Consider the following 19,055-nt stretch of genomic DNA (forward strand, 5'->3'; position numbering starts at 1 on the left):
TCCTTTGAGTATGTATAATCGGGTCTGCAGTGTAGTATCGGTTCGGCCTCGTCGCCGGTCCGGTTCTTTTTAGGGAGAAGAAGCCCCGTGTCGTTCATAAGCAGCCAACCCGACGCCGTGATGACCCCGATGACCCCGGCCGGGCCCGCCGGCGCGACCGCGCTGCGCGCGGACGTTGTCATCTGCACCTACACCCTGGATCGGTGGGAGCTGCTGGTGCGGGCGGTCGAGTCAGCGCTCGCCCAGAGCGTGGCGCCACAGCGGCTGATCATCGTCGTCGGTCACAGCGCACCCGGCGCGGAAAACATCAATCATGAGTTGCTCGCCCGCTGCCGGCAGGAATGGGGCGCTGATCGCGCCGGCTCGCCCACCGAGATCCTCATCGTCCCAAGGCGGTTCGGAGGCACGAAGGGCTCGTCGCTCAACACCGCGCTGCTGCTCACCCGCTCCGAGATCGTCGCCTTCCTCGACGACGACGCCGAAGCGGCGCCGGACTGGCTGGAGCGGAAGCTTGCCGTGTACGCGACCCACCCGAAAGTTGCTGCCGTCGGCGGTGCGCCACGGCCGGACTACGCGGCGCCCCGGCCGTCCTGGTTCCCGCCCGATTTCGACTGGGTGTTCGGCTGCCACTACCGCTCCCTGCCGGACCGGCTCGCCCCCATACCCCACCTGATCGGCACGAGCATGAGCGCACGTCGCGACGCCATCCTCGCTGTCGGCGGTTTCCACGCCGACTGGCACGACGACATGGACCTCTCGCACCGGATCGGCCACGCCTACGGCCCCGCGGCCGTCTGCTACGAACCGTTGGCCGAGGTGCGTCACCACGTACCGGCGGAGAGATTGACGTGGTCCTACTTCTGGCGGCGCTGCTTCTACGTCAACCGCAGCAAGGTCAGCGCGTTCGCCGACATGGGCGAGGCCGGCAACATCGGCGCCGAACTGCGCTTCGCGGTGAACACGCTGCTGGGGATCGGGCCGGCGCTGGTCGCGGTCGTGGCCGGTCGGCCCGAGCGACTGCTCCAGGCACTGGTGGCACTGTTGGGAGTCGCGCTGGCCGGGTGCGGATACGTCGCCGGCAGGGTCCAGCTCGCGCGGGGTCACCGGTCGGAGGTCCTGACAAACGGCCTCAGCGCGGCTGACGTGCGCGAAGCCCGCGCCGCCGTCCCCGCGACCGCGGGCGTCTTCGCGATCAGCGATGCATAACCTCATCGTCGGGACGGGCCCGGCCGCGGCAGCGGCCGTCCTCGCCCTCGCCGACGACCCGTCCGAGCAGATCACCGTCGTCGACATCGGCGAACGGCTGGCCGGCGACACGGCCGCGGCGCTCGACCGGATGAGCGTGCTGGCGCCGGCGCAGTGGGCCCGCGCCGACCGCGAGCTGGTCACCGTACAGCCGGCGGGGCTCACCGGATCGGCGCTCCCGGAGAAGCGCGCGTACGGCTCGAATCACATGTTCGTCGACCGCGGCCAGCAGCGCGGGCTCACGATGCCCGACCGCGGCAATCACGCGGCGGTCTCCGGGGCGGTGGGCGGCTTCTCGACGGTCTGGGGCGCGCAGATCATGCCGTTCTCCCGGGCCACGTTCCACCGGTGGCCGTTCGGGTGGGACGAGATCGAACCGCACTACCGCGCCGTGCTGAACGAGGTGCCGCTGGCGGGCGAGGACGACGACTACGCCGAGGACTTCCCCTTGCTCTCGGCGCGTGCGCAGCTGCCACCGGTGTCCGCACGCACCGCCGACGTGCTCGACCGGTACCAGCGCCATCGCGACGCCATCCGGGCGGCGGGCATCGTCGTCGGTAAGGCACGCCTCGCACTGGCGGCGAACTCGTGCGTGAACTGCGGGCTCTGCATGACGGGTTGCCCCTACTCGCTGATCTACTCCGCGCGACAGACGGTCGACCGGTTCGTCGCACGCGGTCGGGTGCGGCACATATCGGGCGTGCTGGTCACCGCGGTCGATCAGCCGGTCGGATGCGCGCCATCCATCCGGGGGACCGACCTCGCCAGCGGGCGCGAGGTGCGCCTCGAGGCCGACCGCGTCTTCGTGGGCGCCGGTGGGCTGGGCAGCACGCGGATCGCGCTCAACTCGCTGCCCCTGCCGCCGAGCCAGGTGGCGCTGCAGGAGTCCGTACAGTTCCTGGTGCCTTTCGTATCCCGCCGCTCCACCGGCGATCCCCGCGGACAGCACGACTTCACGCTCAACCAGTTCAACCTGCTGCTCAAGTACGACGATGAGGCGTACACGACGTCCCAGGTGCACTGCTATCCGTACAACCCGGCGATTGCCGAGGCGCTCCCGGGCTGGCTGCCTCCGTCGTTGAGCGGCGCCGTGCTCGGCCGCGTCACCGCCGGGCTCGGATACCTGCCCTCCTGGCGATCGCCGCAGCTCCGAGTCGCCTTGCGCGCCCGGCACGAGGGCGCTCTGCCCGACATCGAGGTGCGGGTGGTGTCCGACCGGCGCCCGGCGATGCTCGCCTCGGTGCTGCGCCGGCTGAGCGCGCTGGGGCCCAAGCTCGACCTCTTCCCGGTACTGCCGATGGTGCGGCTCTCCGGCCCGGGCAAGAGCTACCACTTCGGCTCCACGTTCCCGCACGGCGGCGGCCCCAATGGCTCGGATGCGCTCGGTCGCATCGGTGATTTCCGCAACGTGCATCTCATCGACGGCTCGGTCCTGCCTTCGGTGCCGTCGACCACGTTCACGCTCACGGTGATGGCCAACGCCCACCGAATCGTGTCGGCGAGCCGGCATGTCTGACGCGGGCTCCCGGGCCGTCGCGATCACCGGCGCGAACGGGTATGTCGGCAGCACACTGTGCGCCGCCTTCGCCGCAGCGGGCTACCACGTGATCGCGCTGCAGCGGTCGGCTCCCGTGGACAAGGCATGGGAGCACGTGCCCTACACCCTCGAGAACGGACCCGCGGCGGCGCTGCCCGAGGGCCTGGAAGCGGTCGTCCATTGCGCCTACGACCTGCGCGCGCGCGACCGCGCCGAGATCGAACGCATCAACCTGCGCGGAACTGAAAAGCTGATAACCGCCGTCGGTGACGTCCCGATCGTCTTCATCTCGTCGATGTCGGCATACTCGGGCACGCGGCAGATCTACGGCATGACCAAGCTGGCCTGCGAGGACCTCGTCGCCGCGCACGGCGGGACGTCACTTCGCCTCGGACTCGTCCACGGCTGCGGCGACGGCGGCATGATCGGCGCGTTGCGCAAAGTGGCCGCGCTCCCCGTCGTGCCGATCTTGCGCCCCGACTCCTACCAGTACGCCATCCACGCTGAAGACATGGCGAACTGCGTGCTCGCGACCGTCAAGCAGCCTCCGCCGCACCGCGTCCTCGGTGTGGCCGCGCCGCGACGGGTGCCGTTCAGCGAGATCATTCGCACCCTGCGGGCGGCGGCCACGTCGAAGCCCGTCCGTCCTGTCCCGGTGTCCTCCGCGCTGCTTTACCGGACATTGCGCGCGGGCGAGGCGGTTGGCCTGCGAATCGGTTTTCGCGCCGACTCGCTGCTCGGGCTCATGCATCCCGCGCCGGACGTCCCGCACGTCGGCTACTGGGCGGAGCGGAGCGTCACGTTGCGGGACTTCTCGAACGACGCCGCGGATCTCCGGCATGTCGAGCGAGGGGCCGGCTGACGAGACCGTCCGGTCTGTTGATAGCCCGCCTACCGTTTTCGACGACGCTTTCAACCAGCTATGCGAAACTGTTTGTCGGTTATAACCTTCCATTGTCGTCTAATAGTATGTAAGATGGCATTCAGGTGCACCATCGGTATAGGCATACCTCGCACTCAAGTGTCGGCGTAGCAGCCCGCGTCGGGCCGCTTCCGTTAGGAGAGCACATGTCGTTGGTGACCACGCAGCCAGAAACGCTCGTGTCGACGGCCGGTGATTTCACCAGCGACAACACGGCCGGCGGCGCGCCCGAGATCGTCGCCGCCGTCGCAGCGGCAGCCTCGGGGCAGGCACCGCCCTACGGCGCCGACAGTTGGACTTCGAGCGCACGACGGCGCTTGAGCGAGATCTTTGATTGCGACGTCGATCTGCTTCCCGTGTCGACCGGCTCGGCCGCAAACGCCTTGAGCCTCGCCGCCCTGACCCCACCGTGGGGCAGCGTGTTATGCCACCGCGACAGCCACGTCAACAACGACGAGTGCGGTGCGCCGGAGTTCTTCACCGGGGGCGCGAAACTCGTTGCGCTCGAAGGGGAAAACGCCAAGATCGACGCCGACGAGCTGCGGGCGGCGGTGGGCCGCAAGGTCGGAGACGTGCACAGCGTGCAACCCTCCGTGTTGAGCCTGACCCAGGCAACCGAGGCCGGTGCGGTGTACACCCCCGCCGAGATCGGATACCTGGCCTCCATCGCGAAGCACGCGGGCCTGCGCGTTCACCTGGACGGCGCCCGCCTCGCCAACGCCGTCGCCGCGCTGGGCTGCCACCCCGCCGAGCTGACCTGGCGCGCCGGCGTGGACGTGCTGTCCTTCGGCGCGATCAAGAACGGGAGCATCACCGCCGACGCGATCGTCGTCTTCGACCGTTCCGTGACCACCGAGCTGAGCTTCCGGGCCAAGCGCGCCGGGCAACTCGCCGCCAAGATGCGTTTCGCCGCCGCCCAACTCGACGCCTACCTCGCCGACGATCTGTGGCTGCGCAACGCCCGGCACGCCAACGCCATGACCGACCGGCTCGAAAAGGGGCTGAAGTCCATTCCCGGCGTTCGCATCGTCGGCAGCCCGGAGGCCAACATCGTCTTCTGCCACCTGCCCCAGCACGTCGTCTACGGGCTTCTGGACCGGGGCTACGGCTTTTACCACCGCCGCTGGGAGCCGGGTGTCGTCCGTTTCGTCACCTCCTTCGCCACCACGACCCACGAGGTCGACGACCTGGTGTGCGCGGTCCGCCGCCTCAGCGCGGGTGCGATCGAGGAAAGCCGGCCCAAACGGGCTCGAAGGCACAGATCAGTCCGCCCCCGCCGATCCGACGGGGCGTGCATGGGAGGCGTCCGATGATCGAGATGGCCATCGTGGGGCTCGGCTCGTGGGGCCTGTGCGTCCTGGAGCGGACGGTGAACCGGGCCCGGCAGCTGGGGACGCCGGTGCGGGTACACCTGATCGAGCCGTCTCAGCTCGGCGGTGGGGTTTATTCCGCCGAGCAGCCCGACTTCCTCGTGCTCAACAACGCCTGCGGTCAGCTCTCCCTCTACGTCGCCCCCGACGGGGACACCCTGCCGCCCTACGCCGTGGGACTGCATCCGTGGGCGGTGGTCCGCGGCTACCGCTGGGTGGGTCATGAGTGCCGCATCGGCGCCGGGGGTGACCCCATCCTGCCCACCGACTACCTGCCCCGGCGGTTGATGGGCGAGTACCTGGTCTGGTTCTACGACACCCTGGTGTCCTATGCCCCGCCCAACCTCGAGATCGTCCGGCACTACGCGGCGGCCGTCGACATCTCGCAGGCCCTGCAGGGGCGCGAGGCGGTGCTGCTCGACAACGGCACCACCCTGACGGTCGACCACGTGGTGCTGACCTCGGGGCACACCTGGAATCACGAGCGCGGGGCCGACGGGGGCGTGCGCTACCTGCCGCCCTACCCCGTCGAGTGCCTCGACCAGAGCGCCCCGGCCGGATCGTCGCTGGCCGTGGCCGGCATGGGCCTGGTCTGCTTCGACGTCCTGACCGCCCTCACCATCGGACGCGGCGGGACCTTCGTCGACCGGTGCGATCGGGCCGACCGGTTGCGGTACGTGCCCTCGGGCCGGGAGCCGACCATCACCCTCTATTCGCGCTCGGGAGCGCCGTACTGTGCCAAGTCGGCCACCGGCGTCGACCCCTACGGCCAGTACGAGCCGGTGGTGTGCACCCCCGAGGAGTTCGCGGCGCTGACCAACCCGGGCGGGTCGCCGGTGCGGCGACACGTGGACTTCCGGGCCGAGCTGCTGCCGCTCATCTTCGCCGAGATGCAGGCGCGCTACTACATCCAAGCCGCCCTGCTCGGCGGGGGCGACGTGGAGTCGAAGGAGGTCCGCACCGTCCTCCGCCAAGGCTGGGTCGACGGGCACTACGAGAAGGTCGTCGACGGTCTCGAGCCGCGGTACGGGCGCTTCGACCCGGCCACCCACCTCTTCGCCGGGTCGGACCGCCACTACACGTCGGCCGCCGACTACCAGGGCCAGGTCTACGACATGATCGAGGACGACCTCACCGAGGCCCTGCGGCCCGGGGGGAGCCCGGTCAAGGCGGCGCAGGAGGTGCTGCGCATCCTTCGCGACCAGCTGCGCTCGGTCATCGAGTTCGGCGGTCTGTCGCTCGACTCCTACGTCGAGTTCCAGTCGAACGTCCGCGGCCGCATCAATCGCCTGGAAGCGGGCGTGCCACCCATGCGGTCCCAGCAGCTGCTGGGGCTGCTCGACGCCGGGGTGGTGCGCATCCCGCTCGGACCTGACCCGGAGTTGACGGCCGGTCCCGACGGCGTCCGCCTGCGCTCCACGGCGCTCGACGAGCCGGCGACCGTCACCGCCGACGGGGTGCTGCGGGGCTATCTCGACATGCCGTCGCTGGCCCGGTCGGGCTCCCCCCTACTCAACCGTCTCTATGCCAAGGGAAGGCTGACCCAGCTCAGCTACGGTGACACGCCCGTGGGCAGCGTGGCCATCAACGAGGACTTCCACCCCTACGACACCGAGGGCCGGCTCCAGCCCAACATCTCCCTGCTGGGCGTCCTCACCGAGGGAGTGCGCTACTTCACCCACTACCTGCCCTCGCCCCGCAGCCGCCTGCGGGCCGTCTACGACGCCCAGGACTGCGTCGAGGCCGTGATCGGCTGAGCCCATGACGGATACGGATTCTTCAGCGACCGGACGGGCGCGGCCGCTGGTGGCGGTCGGCTACGGGCCGCGCTGCGTTCCGGTGATGCAGCTGGCCGAGGCGGCCGCCGGCCTCTGCGACCTGCTGTGGCTGATCGACACGGGCGTGCCGGGGATGGGCGAGATGGCCGATCTTCTCAACCGCTTCGGCCCCGTCGTCGACCTCGCGGGCATGAGCGCCGAGCAGGCGGTCAGGACCCTGGCCGACTGGGAGCCCGACGGCATGACCACCTACCTCGACGCCGGGATGGTCGAGCTGGCCCGGATGGCCGAGAAACTGGGCCTTCCCTTCCACAGCCCGGCCACCGCCGCCGCCCTCACCGACAAGGCCCGCCAGCGCCGGGCCCTGGCCGACGGCGGCGTCGACATCCCCCCGTGCCACCTCATCCGCCCCCACCAGTCCGAGCCCGAGCTGTCGGCCGTCGAGGCCCAGGTCGGATGGCCCGCCATCCTCAAGCCCCGCTCGGCGCAGGGCAGCCGCTGCACCTTCCTGGTCCGCGACCGTGCCGAGCTCGAGAAGCTGCTCGGCGCCCTCGGCCCGGGCCGGCCCGACATGGTCCTCGAGGGTTACCTGGCCGACGACCCGGCCCGCGCCGGTGGCCCCTACGCCGGCTACGTGTCGGTCGAGAGCGTGGTGGCCGAGGGCAACATCAGCCACCTGGCCCTGACCGGCCGCTTCCCGCCGGCCGAAAACTTCCGTGAGACCGGGTTCTTCATCCCCGCCGCCCTCGATGCCGAGAGCCGCTCGGCGGTCCTGGACCTGGCCACCCGGGCCATCGACGCCCTGGGGGTGCGCACCGGGTGCCTGCACACCGAGGTCAAGTTCACCCCCGACGGGCCCCGCATCATCGAGGTCAACGGACGCGTGGGCGGCGGCGTGCCCGAGATGCTGGAGCGAGCCGCCGGCGTCAGCCTGCTCGATCTCACCTTGCGGGTGGCCTTGGGCGAGCCGGTGTCCCTCGACGGGCCGCTGGCGACACAACGCATCGGCTATCGCTTCTTTCTCCAGCCGCCGACCGTGTCGGCCACGGTGACGGCGATCGAGGGCATCAACGACTTCACCGACCGCGCCGAGGTGGACACGGTCAGCGTCCACCAGGGCCCGGGGGCCGCCCTCGACTGGCGGGACGGCTCCGGCAACCACATCGTGGCCGTGGTCGGCTCGACCGAGGACGAGCAGCAGTTGCAGGCGGCCTACCGGCTCCTCCACCAGGAGGTCACGGTCACCTACACCGACGTGAGGCATTGAGCGGTGAGCGTCCAACTGTCCTTCGACCTCGACCTGGCGGCGCCGGACCGGGCCGACGAATCGACGCCGGTGCGGTGCGCCCTGGTCAACAACATGCCCGACGCCGCCTTCGGCGCCACCGAGCGGCAGTTCGTGGGCCTGCTGGAGGCCGGCAGCGAGGCGGTCGCCGTCACCCGTCACACCATGACCGGAGTGCCGCGGGGCGAGCGGATCCGGGCCCGGATCGCCGACGAGTACCGTCCGCTCGACGACCTCATCTCGGACCCGCCCGACCTGCTGGTGGTGACCGGCTGCAACCCGGTCGAGTCCCGCCTCGAGGACGAGCCCTACTGGTCCGATCTGTGCGGCCTGCTGCGGTGGGGTACCGCGAACGTGCCGGTCATGGTGCTGTCCTGCCTGGCGGCCCACGCGGCCCTCGCCGTCTTCGACGGCGTCGGTCGGACCACCCTGCCGGTCAAGTGCACCGGCGTCTTCGCCCAGGAGGCCGACCCGACCCACCCCCTGACCGCCGGTTTCGCCGAATTCCGCGGTCCCGTCGTCCTGCCGCACTCGCGGCTCAACACCGTGCCCGTGGCAGCGGTGGCCGCCGCCGGCTACGCGGTCGCCCTGCAGTCCGACGAGGTCGGATGGAGCGTGGTCACGAAGAAGCTGGGCCGGTCCGAGGTCGTGTTGGTCCAGGGTCATCCCGAGTACGACCCCTCGAGCCTGGTGCGCGAGTACCACCGGGACGTGCGGCGCTATGCCAGCCACGAGAGCGACGTTCCGCCCTGCCTCCCCCGGGACTGCGTGGCAGGCCCGGACTGGGACGGGCTGCGCGTGCTGCACGAGCGGGTGCTGGGCGGCGAGCGGGACCCGGCCCTGGTGACCGCCTTCCCCTTCGACGAGGTAGGGGCCCGCGCACCCTGGCCGTGGCGGGACGCGGCCCAGCGTCTGTACGCCAACCTGCTGAGCACGATCCCGAAGAGGAGCGCCTGAGGCCATGCACGACGAGACCATCGCCATTCACGGTGGCTACACACCCGACGGAACGCGGGCTGTCGCCGTGCCCATCTACCAGACGGTCGCCCACGACTTCATCAACGCCGCCCACGCCGGCGCCGTGCTCGACCTGGAGACGCCCGGCTTCCACTACAACCGGCTCAACAACCCGACGTTGGACGTCCTCGAGCAGCGCATCTGCGCCCTCGAAGGGGGAACGGCGGCGTTGGTCGTGGCCTCCGGCATGGCCGCCGTCAGCTATGCGATCCTGACGGTGGCCAGCGCGGGCACCAACTTCGTGGTGGCCCCCCAGCTCTACGGGGCCACCTTCACATACTTCGCCCACGTGCTGCCCACGCTGGGCATCGAGGCCCGCTTCGCCGCCGACGACCGGGCCGAGTCCATCGCCCCCCTCATCGACGAGAACACCCGCGCCGTGTTCTGCGAGACCATCGGCAACCCGGCCGGCAACATCGTGGACCTCGAGGCCGTGGCCGCCGTGGCCCACGCGGCCGGCGTGCCCCTCATCGTCGACAACACGGTGGCCACACCGCTGGTGCTCAAGCCGTTCGAGCACGGGGCCGATGTTGTCGTGCACTCGCTGACCAAATTCGTGGGCGGCCACGGCACCACCCTGGGTGGGGCCATCGTGGACGGCGGCCGGTTCCCGTGGGCCGACCATCCCGACCGCTTCCCCATGTTCAACGAGCCCGAACCCGCCTTCCACGGCGTCGTCTTCGCCCGCGACTTCCCCGAGCGGCCCTTCACCGTGCGGGCCCGGTCCACCCAGCTGCGCAACAGCGGCGCCACCCTCTCCCCCTTCAACGCCTTCCTGCTGCTGCAGGGCCTCGAGACGATGGCCCTGCGGCTCGAGCGCCACGAGGCCAACGCGCGGGCCGTGGCCGCCTACCTGGCCGCCGACCCGCGGGTGGCCTGGGTGAGCTTCGCCGGTTTTCCCGACCATCCCTACCACCGCCTGGTCGACCGTTACCTGCACGGGCGCGTGCCGTCGATCGTCACCTTCGGTGTCGCGGGCGGCTACGACGCCGGACTGGCCTTCTTCGATGCGCTCCAGCTCGTCAAGCGGCTGCTCAATCTGGGGGACGCCAAGACCCTGGCGATCCACCCCGCCTCCACCACCCACCGCCAGCTGTCCGACGAGGAGCTGGTGAAGGCCGGCATCCGGCCGGAGACGATCCGGCTGTCCATCGGGATCGAGCACATCGACGACATCATCGACGACATCGACCAGGCCCTGGACAAGGCCACGACCGTCTAGGACGGTCCGGCTCAGCTCGCGTCGAACTGCCTGCACTTACCCCGCGACAGGCGCTCTATGGAGGCGACCTCGTGCACGCTGACGTCCGACACCGGACCCCCGTGCCGGCGCAGCACGTCGACCAGCTCGGCCTGCAGGCGCGGCAGATCGGATGAGCCGTCGGTCACGACGGACACGTCGAGACCACCCTGCGTCTTGCCGACCGAGAAGTTGACGAGGCCGGGGGTGGCGACGACGGCCTGCTCGACGGCGGCGCGCGGCACGCGGGCACCGCCGTCGTACTCGAAGGCGCCGTTGATCCGACCGTTGACCGAGAGGATGCGGCGATGAGCGCAGCCGCACGGACAGGGCTCGTCCGACATCGTCACCGCGTCGACGAGGTCATAGCGGATCAGCGGCTGGTCCAGGTTGAACAGGTTGGTGAGCAGCATCCGATCCGCGGGTTGCCCATACGGCACCAGGTTGCCGTCGGCGTCGGCCGGCTCGAGAATGACGAGATCGTCGGCGACGTGCATGCCTTCCCCGACGCCGCACGGAAAGGCGTAGGTCCCCTCCGAGCAGCCCCAGAACTCCGACGCCTCGATCCCCCACGCGGCCCGAACCGCTTCTCGCACGGGCGGTCTGCACAGCTCTCCCGCGACGCTCACCCAGGTCGGTTTGATGGTGAGTCGTCCCCGCATCGCCTCCTGAGCAAGCTCCCAGATCAGGCTCGGCCATCCCTGCAGCGCCTGCACCGCGGGGCGGGCGTTGTTGAGACGTTCGACAACCGTGTCCAACGGGAGCGTGGCATCGACACAGTGCGAGGTGGGGCCTCCGCTCTCGAAGGTGCTGAAGGCGTAGAAGATTCCCGATTCGTGCTTGGGACTGCAGCTGAAGCACTGCGCCAGCACCGCGTCCGGGTCCTCGCCGCGTCGTCCGGTCCAGCGCGAGCCCTGCATCACGAAGGTGACGAACGCGTCCCAGCCGTAGACATGCAATGACGGGCGTCCGACGTATCCGGACGTGATGATGGCGCGGTACTCGTCGTCGAGGTAGCCGTCGCCGCTCAACTGATCGAGGTGCTGTTCGACCCGGGAACGTGTCAACCCGGGAACGGTGACCAGCCGGTCGAACTCCTCCATCATCTCGGGCTTGGTCAGGACCGGCAGGGACGGCAGGTCCGCTTCGGTGAAATTCGCCAGATCGTGGCCCGCCAGCCTTTCGCGCCAGAACGGGGAGCGGTCGGCTGCGTGCACCAGCAACTCCCGCAGACGCCGTTGGCGTTCCGCGGCGAGGCGCTCTGCGTCCCATCGCAGCCGGCGCACGCCCTGCATGTAGGTGTCTTGCAATTGAGCACGCTGGCGCCGGACTAACTGCTCGTAATGTCCCCCCGACGCAGGGGCGGTTGCCCTCTCTTGCACCCGGCGATCGTAGCCCAGGCACCGCGCCGCGACAGTGTCCGCCGCAAATTGCGTGTCAAACGCCAAGCGATGCCGATGTCATGCCGTTCGGGCTCGTTGCACCGCTTGGGCAACGTCTTCGTGTCCGTCGGTGATCAATCCCGAAATCACGCCATCGATGTCGGCGGCCGGTCGATTCTGGCTGAGCTTGAACTTGGCCTCGATGCGGGTGATCAGCAGTTCCACCCCGACGATGGCGCGCAGTTGACCCTCGATGAATTCTCGCGGCGCGTCGTCGACGGACCACGGCCGCGGTCGCCCGGCCTCATGGCGTCCGGTCAGGTCACGCACGTTCTGTTCGACCCAGGCCCGGTCATCGTGCACCGCGAGCCGCCCGTAAACGTGGGCGGTGACGTAGTTCCACGTGGGCACCACCCGTCCGTGTTCGGCCTTGCTCGGATACCAGGCCGGGGAAACATACGCATCCGGTCCGCGCACGATGACCAGGGCCTCGCCGACCGCCGGGCGCCGCCACTGGTCATTGCTGCGGGCGAGATGCCCGCGCAGGGTCCTCGCGCCCGGGTCATAGACGAACGGCAGCATGGTGGCGACCACGCCTTCGGCTGTCGCCGTGATCAATTCGGCGGCGCCGTGGTGAGTGAGCAGGTCATCGACGGCCCGCTCGTCGGCGGCGAAATGGGCGGGGATGTACACGGTGTCCAGTATGTCGGCCCGGTAGATGGGCACTACGGCTCATCGGCTATTCACCTATCGAGTCGACTCGGTGGGTGACCACCAGACCCAGCGCGAACGGCGTGGCGGCGACGGACTCGCAACCGATCGACGGCAGGATCATCTCGTCCAGGACGCGTCGTTCGTCGCGGTCCACCGCTTCGTCGAGGTAGATGACGTCCCCGGGTCGGAGGTGGGCACTGACCGCTTCCCAGGCGAAGACCGTGGGCTCGTAGAGGTCCAGGTCGAAGAGCACCAGCCACTGCGCGTCGCGCGCGGTGGCCAGGTCCACGGCCCCGAGGGTGTCCTCGACGTCGCCGACGTGCCAACGTACGCGGGCATCGTCGATCGCCGGCGGCTTGCCGCCGGCATCGAACGCGCCTTGCTCGTATTCGCGCCAGGCGCGGGGCAGTCCCGTGAAACGGTCGAACCCGTGCCAGACCACGTCACGCCCGCCCAGTCGACGCAGCCACCAGTTGGTCGCATAGCCCCAGGCGACGCCGAACTCCAGCACCACGAGGGGGCGATCCGGATCGAGCCGCTGCACCAGCCGTTCCCACAGCCGTTCGCGCCGCCCGAGAATCGTTGGCCGAGCACCGAACACACGCTGTTGCCAATCGACGAAGTCGGCGAGCTGGCCGGCGTTGATCGTCTTGGTGCGAAGCATCGAGAAGGCGCCGAACAGGCGCGCAACGCTCGGCTGCAGCTTGATCCACAAGTTGTCTTTGCTCGCATCGGGGAAGGCGGATGAAGCCGGGCTTCGCATCCGCGATGCCCTTCCGGAAGGCACAGTCGACATTTGCCGCTCCAACGCTCAGGCCCCTTCGTTCGGCGGAGACAAGCCGGCCTCCTGCAGCAGCCGTCGCTCGTCGACCTTGCTGGAAGACGTCAAGGGCAGGTCGGCCACCAGGACGAATTGATCGGGCAGCATGGTTTCGGGGAGCCGTTCGCCGGCGGCCCGGCGGATCGCGACAGGGGTGGCCTCGCCGTCGGGCACCACGAACGCGACGACTCCCAGGTCGCCCTCCCGGTCGAAGGTCGTGCACGCCGCCGACGCGACCCCCTCGAGCCCGCCCAGCGCCTCGGTCACCTCGACCAGCGACATCCTCACACCGTGTCGCTTGATGACCCGGTCCGACCGCCCGATGTACACATAGTTGCCTCGGTCGTCGCGAAAGACGAGGTCACCGGTGCGGTAGACGGTGGCTCCTTCGACGATGTCCGTCCGCAGCACGGCTGCGCTCAGCGCCGGGTCGTTCAGGTATCCGGCCATGAGCTGCCGTCCGCCGATGTGCAACTCGCCGACCACGCCCGGGCGTTCCACCAGCCCCCCGTGCTCGTCGACGAGGTGGAACGAGCTCCCGGGATGAGGATGACCGATCGGTACCGGCCCCGCGTCGAGCAAGTCGGGCGTCAGTGCCAGGTGGGCGACGGCGATGGTGGTCTCGGTCGGGCCGTATCGGTTCACCACCCGCAGTCCCGGACTGGCGGCCCACACCGCCCTGATATCGGCCGTGGACGGCGCTTCGCCGCCAAGGGCCAGCACTCTCAACGGGGTGTCAGCCAACCGCGCCAGACGGCCGCTGGACCGGAGCAACCGGAGATAGCTGGGAGAGAAGCTGGTCGCCGTGATCCCCTCGCCGGCGACGATCGAGAAGAACCTGCGTGGGAACAGGAGGGCTTCCCGGTCGGGGATGACCAGGGGAACGCCGCGCACGAGGGGAGGAAAGATGGCGGAGAAGGACCCGTCGAAATGCACCGGCGACACGCACAGGGCCCGGTCGTCCGCGGTGAGACCCACGGCGTCCGCGCATGCCTGGACCGCCGCGAAGAAGGCCGCCGGGGAAATCTGGACCCCCTTGGGGATGCCCGTCGTCCCGGACGTGTAGATGATGTACGAGATGGGGCCCGGTGCGGGTGGTGGTGTGCGCCCGTCTGCGGCGCTCAACGCCGAAAGGCAGGTCCAGGCGGTGCCGGCCGGAAGTCCCGACGGCGCCGTTTGATCGGAGCCCGCGGTGACCACCAGCGCGGGCCGGCAGTCATTCACGATCTGCGCGCGGCGGAGATCCGGGTCGGTGATCGCCAACGGAACGAACGTGGCCCCCGCCCACAGACAGCCCAGTGCCGCCACCACGAAGTCGACGGAGTTGCCGATCAGCAGCGCCACCCGATCCCCCGGCTCGACGCCGTTCTGCAGCAAGCCGGCGGCGACTCGGCCGGCCGCGCCGCGCAACTCGCCCCGGGTCAACGCGCGATCCAGGTCCTTGACGGCGGGCCGATCCGGCGCCCGGTCGGCATGCTCCAGTACCGCGCCGAGGACACCGTGGTCCGTCACGACTTCTCGCAGGTGCTGCACGCTCACTCTTCTCGCTCGCGGATCAGGCGCGCCCCATGGCCCAGCGGGGCCGGGACCACAGCTGCCAGTACTCGACGACCTCATAGCCCAGCCCGAGGTAGAGGTGCTCGGCCCTCGCCGACGACTGGAGCAGTGAGCCCTCGGCCCCCGCTTCGAACCGGGACCGCAGGGCGGTAGCCAGCAGCCGCCGCCCGTAGCCCTTCTTCTGGTCGTGCCGCCCGGTGACCATGGACCACACGACCACCAGCCCGTCCACGGTGGCCGCGGTGAACGAGGCCACCATGCGGTTGTCGTCGAACAGACCCCACACACCGAGATCGGGGGTCTCGACGGCTGCCAGGGGGACGGCCGCCGCGGCGGCCTCGTCGGACATGTTGTAGGTGTCTGCCAGCAGGGCGCGGGCCTCGGGCAGGTCCTCTTCGGTGAGGGCCCGCACACCGGCCCCGTCCGCGGCGGGCAGGTCCGAACTGTCGAGCGCCATGAGGGGCACGGCGCCGACGACAACCCAACCGGAGTCGGCCAGCTTCTGGCCGGTGGCCAGGCCGGGTCCGGCCAGCATGATGATGCCGGGCTTCTCGAGGTCCAGCAGCGGCTGGATGCAGTGCTCGACAAGCACGTCGTTGTCGGACGACAGGCAGCACGCCACGTTGTAATCGACTCGCGGCGCGCAGCTGAAGGCGGTCCACCACTCCGGTTCCACGGCGTGATGACCCGGTGCGGACCACAGGCGGGCGCCCGCACCGAGGTCCCGACGCAACTCCATCGGGGTGCGCCCGATCATGGCGTGGGACCGATCGAGACCGGCGTCGAAACGCGCCGCACGCTAGGTGCCCGAGAGTTCGGCGACCACAGGTGCGAAGGACTCCATCGCATCGCTCTGCACCACGATGTTGTTGAAGCCCCATCTCTCACGGCGCTTGAGAAGTTGTTCACACAATTCGTCCGTCGTGCCGAGCAGGACGATCGGAAGCTCGAGCGCGTCCTCGCCCGGAAGTCCGAGCATGGTTGCGGTGCGCGCCGCCAGGCGGCGGCTGGCGACGACTTTGGTGGCGAAGGAGGCGACCTGGAGCTCGATCGAACCGAAGCGGTCACCGGCCCCCGCGCGCACCCACGCCAAGCAGCGATCGAAGTGGTCGAAGGTGGCTTGGCCCGCCAGGTCGCCACCTTTCACGCCCGAGGCCAGGCTGGTATTCACCCCGACGGTATCGGCGTGTTCGGCGGCAACCATGAGTATCCGCCTACTCCCACCCCCGACCATGACGCGAGGCGGCGAAGCCGGGCGAGGATCGCAGCGGGCGTCGCGCACCGTGTAATACCGCCCCGCGACCGTCGCCTCCCCGTCGCTCCACAGCCTCTTCATGATCGCCAGGCTCTCGGCCAGCCGGTCGACGCGGACGGCCGGTTCGTCGAGTTCGATCCCCGCTTGCTCGTAATCGCTGCGGAGCCAGCCCGCTCCGAGGCCGACCTCGACCCGCCCCTCGGCCGCCAAACCGAGCGTCGCGATCTGCTTGGCCAGGACCACGGGGTTGCGGAAGTCGTTGTTCAACACGCCGGACCCCACATTCAGGGTGGAGGTCGCTTCGGCGGCCACGGTCATGGCGACCAGAGGCTCGAACTGGGCGTCAAGGTGGTCAGGGACGTACAGGGTGGAGTACCCGAGATCCTCGGCCATCCGGGCCTGGTCACGCCACGCCGCCATGGTCGGTGCGACCGCGGCCTGCACGCCAAATCGGAACGGGAGCATCTGTCGTGCCACCTCCATCATGAAAGTCGGGATCTAACAAACCGATAGTCATTGAATCATCCTTATATCATCCCGTATAGTACTGGACATGCCAATAGCTGTACGGTCAGTTTGTGCCGATTCCTCGCCGACGGACATCGCGAAGGTCCTCAACGAGGACGGGTGCGTGGTCATCGCCAACCTCGCATCAGGGGAAACGATGGATCAGATACGGGGCGAGCTCGAGCCGTACCTCGCCGCCACCAGCGGTGGCAACACCGACTTCCTGGGCGCAACCACCCGGCGCACCGGCGCCCTGATCGCGCGTTCGCCGACCGCCCGCACACTCATGACCCACCCGACGATCATCGAAACGCTCGACCTCGTGTTGGGCGACCACGCGAGCACCTTCCAGATCGATCTGACCCAGCTCGTCACCATCGGACCCGGTGAGCCGGCGCAGATGATCCACCGGGACCAGTGGTCGTTCGATCGCTACCGCTTTCCGACGGGCTTCGAAGCCGAAGTCGGCACCATGTGGGCCGTGACCGACTTCACCGAAGAGATGGGCGCGACACGAATGGTGGTGGGCAGCCACCGATGGGAGGACGATCCCGACGAGGTGGACCCCGCCCTGTCCTCCCCGGCGGTCATGACCAAGGGTTCGGTCCTCATGTACACGGGCTCGGTATTCCACGGCGGAGGCGCCAACACCACCCAGACCAGCCGGATCGGGATGAACGTGGGCTACTCCGTCGGGTGGCTGCGCCAAGAGGAGAACCAATACCTCGCCTGCCCGCCCGAGATCGCCCGCACCCTCCCCGAGGGGCTGCTCAGGCTGATGGGCTACCAGCGCGGCGCCTACTCGATCGGCTACGTGGACGACATGCGAGAACCCCTGGACTGGCTGTACGGCAGCCGGGCGTATATCTCGGACTTCTACGGTTACCGCCGCGCCGCTCGTAAGCGGCTCAGGGCCACCGGGAGCTACGTTCCGCCAGAAATGCTTAGCCCGGAAATACCGGCTAATTGAGTCGAGCTACGACACAGATATGAGGGAAGGCGCAATGCAGAATCGAATTCGTGAGGTTTTAGCTGCCCATGGCCGGATGGCGGTCGATCCACGGGAGGTGGACGATCAGGCCGACCTCTACGACCTGGGCATGACGTCGCACGCGTCGGTCGACGTCATGCTTGCGCTCGAGGACGCTTTCGACATCGAGTTCCCCGAGGAAGTGCTCAAGAAGTCCACCTTCGCGTCGGTACGCAATATCGAGCAGGTGGTCGAAAGCCTGGTCACGTCGGCTGCGTGATGCCAGGCGCGGTAGCAGTCGATCCGCACTCGGCCCCGTGGATCACGGTGCCGGGTGGAGTTGTCGGCCACCGCGTGCGCATCGGTTGCGATGTCGTGGCCATCGAGGATGTCGAGGGCTCGTTGGCGGCGTTCGGGGACGCCTACCTGGACAAGGTTTTTACGGCGGGCGAAATCGACGACTGCCGAGGCCGCAACCAGGTGCAGCGCTTGGCGGCCCGGTTCGCGGCCAAGGAGGCGGTGATCAAGGCGTTCGCGGAACCCGACCCCGACGTCCCATATCCCTGGCGCGAGATCGAGGTGACACGAGACGGTCCGCTGCCCGTGCTTCGGCTACGCGGAACGCTCGCCGAGCGGGCACGGCGCCAAGGTTGGCTCAGCTCGTCGTTGTCCCTGTCGCATACCGACTGCCACGCGATGGCTGTCGTTCTCGTGGTCTGTGCTCCGCACGAATTCGAGTAGGCGCGCGATGTCTCGCAGACATGATCCGGCATGGGTCTGGATGGTCGGGGCGTTCGGCGGCGCGCTCACGCTTGCGGCGGCAATTCTGGCCGGTTACGGCACCGGTCCCGATGGCCTCAGGCTGGCGGTGCGCTCGACGGCGCGCTGGTCGTTTCTTTTCTTCTGGCTTTCGTATGCCGGTGGCGCGATGGCCATCCTGCTCGGCCCGGCCCTCGCCGGCCTGACACGCAGAGCACGAGCTTTCGGACTGGCCTTCGCCGCCGCGCTCCAGGTTCACGTCGGATTGGTCGTCTGGCTGGGCGTCGCCATCGGCCAGATTCCGCTGCACGGCGGGTTGTTGTGGTTCTTCGTGGTCGCGCTGTTCTTCACCTACGCGCTGGTGCTGCTGTCCTTCGGAATCGGGACGCGCAACCTGGGGCGTCTGTGGCGGCCACTGCTCCTGGTGGGCACGACGTACATTCTGGTCGCCTTCGGCCGCGACTTTGTGCTGGGCGCGGTCGACCCGAAGACCCGGCACTGGCTCTACGCCGCCGAATACGTGCCGTTCGCCCTGTTGAGCCTCGTCGCAGTCCCGCTGCGCGTTGCCGCGTTTGTTTGCCGGCGCTTCGACCGGTCGGCGACGTCACCGGGGGCGGACGGGTCGAAGCACAGCTCCGTCGCCCACGCCGACCACCTCTCGCTCTCGCAGGACCCGGCAAAGACCTCGCTATAGCCG

General features: G+C 69.1%; 18 protein-coding genes. 12 read left to right on the plus strand and 6 right to left on the minus strand.

Annotated features, from left to right (window positions below):
• The first annotated feature begins 87 nt into the window (after window positions 1–87).
• The 8 genes from A5696_RS10660 (at window position 88) to A5696_RS10695 (ending at window position 10,376) form a co-directional block, all read left to right on the plus strand.
• On the plus strand, window positions 88–1,206 hold the full coding sequence (locus A5696_RS10660) for a glycosyltransferase family 2 protein (RefSeq protein WP_067877570.1): 1,119 nt from the start codon (window positions 88–90) through the stop codon (window positions 1,204–1,206).
• Window positions 1,199–2,761 carry a GMC family oxidoreductase gene (locus tag A5696_RS10665; RefSeq protein ID WP_067877573.1) on the plus strand — a complete coding sequence of 521 codons (1,563 nt, stop codon included), beginning with the start codon at window positions 1,199–1,201 and terminating at the stop codon, window positions 2,759–2,761. The genes A5696_RS10660 and A5696_RS10665 overlap by 8 nt, the downstream gene beginning before the upstream one ends.
• The gene (locus A5696_RS10670; protein ID WP_067877576.1) at window positions 2,754–3,644 is read left to right on the plus strand and encodes an NAD(P)-dependent oxidoreductase; all 891 of its coding nucleotides are present in this window, start codon (window positions 2,754–2,756) and stop codon (window positions 3,642–3,644) included. The genes A5696_RS10665 and A5696_RS10670 overlap by 8 nt, the downstream gene beginning before the upstream one ends.
• 206 nt (window positions 3,645–3,850) lie before the next feature.
• Window positions 3,851–5,017 carry a low specificity L-threonine aldolase gene (locus tag A5696_RS10675; protein WP_082968981.1) on the plus strand — a complete coding sequence of 389 codons (1,167 nt, stop codon included), beginning with the start codon at window positions 3,851–3,853 and terminating at the stop codon, window positions 5,015–5,017.
• Window positions 5,014–6,831 carry an FAD/NAD(P)-binding protein gene (locus A5696_RS10680; protein ID WP_067877579.1) on the plus strand — a complete coding sequence of 606 codons (1,818 nt, stop codon included), beginning with the start codon at window positions 5,014–5,016 and terminating at the stop codon, window positions 6,829–6,831. The genes A5696_RS10675 and A5696_RS10680 overlap by 4 nt, the downstream gene beginning before the upstream one ends.
• A gap of 4 nt (window positions 6,832–6,835) precedes the next feature.
• Complete coding sequence (locus tag A5696_RS10685; protein WP_067877581.1) at window positions 6,836–8,119, plus strand: acetyl-CoA carboxylase biotin carboxylase subunit family protein; 1,284 nt, start codon at window positions 6,836–6,838, stop codon at window positions 8,117–8,119.
• Window positions 8,120–8,122: 3 nt separating this feature from the next.
• A complete protein-coding gene (locus A5696_RS10690; RefSeq protein WP_067877585.1) occupies window positions 8,123–9,094 on the plus strand; it encodes a homoserine O-succinyltransferase in 972 nt (323 codons plus the stop codon).
• A gap of 4 nt (window positions 9,095–9,098) precedes the next feature.
• Window positions 9,099–10,376, plus strand: a complete 1,278-nt coding sequence (locus A5696_RS10695) for an O-acetylhomoserine aminocarboxypropyltransferase/cysteine synthase family protein (protein ID WP_067877588.1) — start codon at window positions 9,099–9,101, stop codon at window positions 10,374–10,376.
• An 11-nt stretch (window positions 10,377–10,387) separates the two neighbouring features.
• Here A5696_RS10695 and A5696_RS10700 read toward each other — a convergent pair whose 3' ends face one another.
• From A5696_RS10700 to A5696_RS10725, 6 genes are all read right to left on the minus strand, one after another.
• Window positions 10,388–11,704, minus strand: coding sequence for a phenylacetate--CoA ligase family protein (locus tag A5696_RS10700; RefSeq protein WP_156738331.1), 1,317 nt, complete (start codon window positions 11,702–11,704; stop codon window positions 10,388–10,390).
• A 150-nt stretch (window positions 11,705–11,854) separates the two neighbouring features.
• Window positions 11,855–12,502 (minus strand): FMN-binding negative transcriptional regulator, encoded by a 648-nt coding sequence (locus A5696_RS10705; protein ID WP_231964284.1) that lies wholly within the window; start codon window positions 12,500–12,502, stop codon window positions 11,855–11,857.
• Window positions 12,503–12,515: 13 nt separating this feature from the next.
• The gene (locus A5696_RS10710) at window positions 12,516–13,253 is read right to left on the minus strand and encodes a hypothetical protein (protein WP_067877594.1); all 738 of its coding nucleotides are present in this window, start codon (window positions 13,251–13,253) and stop codon (window positions 12,516–12,518) included.
• A gap of 48 nt (window positions 13,254–13,301) precedes the next feature.
• Window positions 13,302–14,843 (minus strand): amino acid adenylation domain-containing protein, encoded by a 1,542-nt coding sequence (locus tag A5696_RS10715; RefSeq protein ID WP_197516940.1) that lies wholly within the window; start codon window positions 14,841–14,843, stop codon window positions 13,302–13,304.
• A gap of 22 nt (window positions 14,844–14,865) precedes the next feature.
• Window positions 14,866–15,624 (minus strand): GNAT family N-acetyltransferase, encoded by a 759-nt coding sequence (locus A5696_RS10720; protein ID WP_067877600.1) that lies wholly within the window; start codon window positions 15,622–15,624, stop codon window positions 14,866–14,868.
• A gap of 42 nt (window positions 15,625–15,666) precedes the next feature.
• Complete coding sequence (locus tag A5696_RS10725) at window positions 15,667–16,599, minus strand: TIGR03621 family F420-dependent LLM class oxidoreductase (RefSeq protein WP_197516941.1); 933 nt, start codon at window positions 16,597–16,599, stop codon at window positions 15,667–15,669.
• Window positions 16,600–16,675: 76 nt separating this feature from the next.
• On the opposite strand from A5696_RS10725, the gene A5696_RS10730 reads away from it, so the two are divergent.
• Genes A5696_RS10730 through A5696_RS10745 form a run of 4 tightly spaced genes read left to right on the plus strand, consistent with a single transcriptional unit; the run spans window position 16,676 to window position 19,052 of the window.
• The gene (locus tag A5696_RS10730) at window positions 16,676–17,599 is read left to right on the plus strand and encodes a phytanoyl-CoA dioxygenase family protein (protein ID WP_197516942.1); all 924 of its coding nucleotides are present in this window, start codon (window positions 16,676–16,678) and stop codon (window positions 17,597–17,599) included.
• A 34-nt stretch (window positions 17,600–17,633) separates the two neighbouring features.
• Window positions 17,634–17,879, plus strand: a complete 246-nt coding sequence (locus A5696_RS10735) for an acyl carrier protein (RefSeq protein ID WP_197516943.1) — start codon at window positions 17,634–17,636, stop codon at window positions 17,877–17,879.
• A complete protein-coding gene (locus tag A5696_RS10740; RefSeq protein ID WP_082956677.1) occupies window positions 17,879–18,340 on the plus strand; it encodes a holo-ACP synthase in 462 nt (153 codons plus the stop codon). Before A5696_RS10735 ends, A5696_RS10740 begins: the two co-directional genes overlap by 1 nt.
• A gap of 7 nt (window positions 18,341–18,347) precedes the next feature.
• The gene (locus A5696_RS10745; RefSeq protein WP_156738332.1) at window positions 18,348–19,052 is read left to right on the plus strand and encodes a hypothetical protein; all 705 of its coding nucleotides are present in this window, start codon (window positions 18,348–18,350) and stop codon (window positions 19,050–19,052) included.
• The last annotated feature ends 3 nt before the right edge of the window (window positions 19,053–19,055 follow it).

The organism is Mycobacterium sp. E2699, from assembly GCF_001666745.1.
Classification (GTDB): Bacteria; Actinomycetota; Actinomycetes; order Mycobacteriales; family Mycobacteriaceae; genus Mycobacterium.